Source organism: Synergistaceae bacterium, from assembly GCA_017444345.1.
Classification (GTDB): domain Bacteria; phylum Synergistota; class Synergistia; order Synergistales; family Aminobacteriaceae; genus JAFUXM01.
Map to the genome: position 1 here is coordinate 1 of JAFSWW010000007.1, position 1851 is coordinate 1851.

General features: G+C 39.9%; 4 protein-coding genes. All 4 read left to right on the top strand.

Going from position 1 to position 1851, the window contains the following annotated elements; all coding sequences use genetic code 11:
- Positions 1–253, top strand: a 253-nt coding sequence (locus IJS99_00200; GenBank protein MBQ7560240.1) for a hypothetical protein, incomplete at its 5' end; no start/stop codon positions are given.
- A gap of 3 nt (positions 254–256) precedes the next feature.
- Positions 257–868 (top strand): HAD family phosphatase, encoded by a 612-nt coding sequence (locus IJS99_00205; GenBank protein MBQ7560241.1) that lies wholly within the window; start codon positions 257–259, stop codon positions 866–868.
- Positions 841–1479 (top strand): NTP transferase domain-containing protein, encoded by a 639-nt coding sequence (locus IJS99_00210; protein ID MBQ7560242.1) that lies wholly within the window; start codon positions 841–843, stop codon positions 1477–1479. The genes IJS99_00205 and IJS99_00210 overlap by 28 nt, the downstream gene beginning before the upstream one ends.
- 3 nt (positions 1480–1482) lie before the next feature.
- The coding region (locus tag IJS99_00215; GenBank protein MBQ7560243.1) for an aspartate/glutamate racemase family protein at positions 1483–1851 on the top strand (369 nt) is incomplete at its 3' end.

Here is a 1851-nt window from a genome sequence, read left to right on the forward strand (position 1 = left end):
CCCCCCCCCTCGTGTCTGCATAAGGAATCCAATTGCCTTAGACGAAAGATTGACCCTCAAAAATTTTTACTCCGACGAACTTCAAAGCGATTACAACGCAATTTACAGAACGAGGGGCGAAATCATGAAATTTTTTGATAAAACTTTTTTGCCCGCAGGTTTTCGCGTAACTGATGAGGGATTTATGTTTGATAGTCCCGAACTCAATAACCGCAAAGAGACAACGCAGTATTATTATATTCTCGAACGCTGAATCATGAAGACTAGAAAATTTATATTTGATCTTGACGGCACTGTAACATCACAGGAGACTCTGCCGTTAATAGCCTCACATTTCGGAGTTCAGGAAGAAATTGAGAATCTTACTAGACTCACAATCAGGGGCAACGTGCCATTTATAGAGAGTTTCATTAAGCGCGTTCATATTCTCGGAAAATTGCCGGTCAGTGAAATAAATGACTTGCTCGAAAAAGTGCCGCTCTATGAAAAATTGCACTCGTTCATTCTTGCAAATCCTGAGAAATGCGTTATTGCTACTGGTAATCTTAGCTGCTGGGTTAATAAATTATTAAATAAAGTCAGCAATAATATAATTTCTTTCTGTTCTGAAGCAAGTATTATAAATAATCAGGTCTCACGCTTGAATAGCATTCTCAAGAAAGAAAATGTAGTAACTCGTTACAAGGGCGAGGGCTGCGAGGTTATTTATATAGGCGACGGAAATAATGATCTTGAGGCTATGAGACTGGCAGATATTTCAATTGCGAACGGGATAACTCATGACCCTGCAAATAGTATTCTGGGAACTTCAGATTATGTGATTTACACGGAGGAAGCACTATGCAGACAGCTAAATCAGTTATTATAAGCTGCGCGGGAATTGGCTCACGTCTTGGACTGGCTACTACAAAATCACTCGTTGAAATTAACGGCTTAACTGTGATTGCTAGATTGCTGAAATCTTTACAGGACGTTCAAGATATAAGAATAGTAATCGGCTATCAGGCTGGCGACGTAATAAACGAGGTCAAGCATTACAGACCTGACGCAATTTTTTGCTATAATCACGAATATTTTACGACTAAGACCGGAGCAAGTTTTTATCTAGGTGCAAGACACGGCAATAATTACTCAATCGAGATAGACGGCGATTTATTGATTCACCCTGACGACATGAAAATGTTGCTTGAACAAAGCGGCGAATGGATTGCTTATTCTGAAATTTCGTCAGATGATGCTATGTTCGTGCGTGTTGACAGTGAGGGCAATGTTTTATCTTTCTCGACCGAGTCAGGCGATTACGAATGGACGGGGCCGGCTTGTGTAATGCGTAATAGACTCCGTTATGCTTCCGGACATGTTTATAATATGCTTGAGCCGTTATTGCCCATGAAGGGAATCAAGATTCGCGCCTGTGATATTGATACTTATGACGACTATAAACGAGCAGCAGAATTTATTAAAAGCTGGGAGGCTTAAAGATTGAATTTTGTTATAGGAATTGTCGGCGGCATGGGATCATTTGCTACACTTGATTTTTTCAGGAGGATTCTATATGCGTTCCCTGCTGTTAAAGAATGGGAGCGGCCAAGAGTCTTAATTGATAATTACTGCACTATGCCCAGCAGAGTCAGAGCGATTTTATATAATGAACGTAAACAAGAATTAATTTGCGATTTATGCGAGTCCGTAAAAAATTTATTGCGTTCAGGTGCTGATAAAATAATATTTGCCTGTAATACTTCACACGTTTTTATTCCTGAAGTAACAGCACGAGTCCCCGAATGCGCAAATAAAATTATTCACATAATAGACTCGTGTGCTGCTGAAATACGTAATTTATGCAAGGGG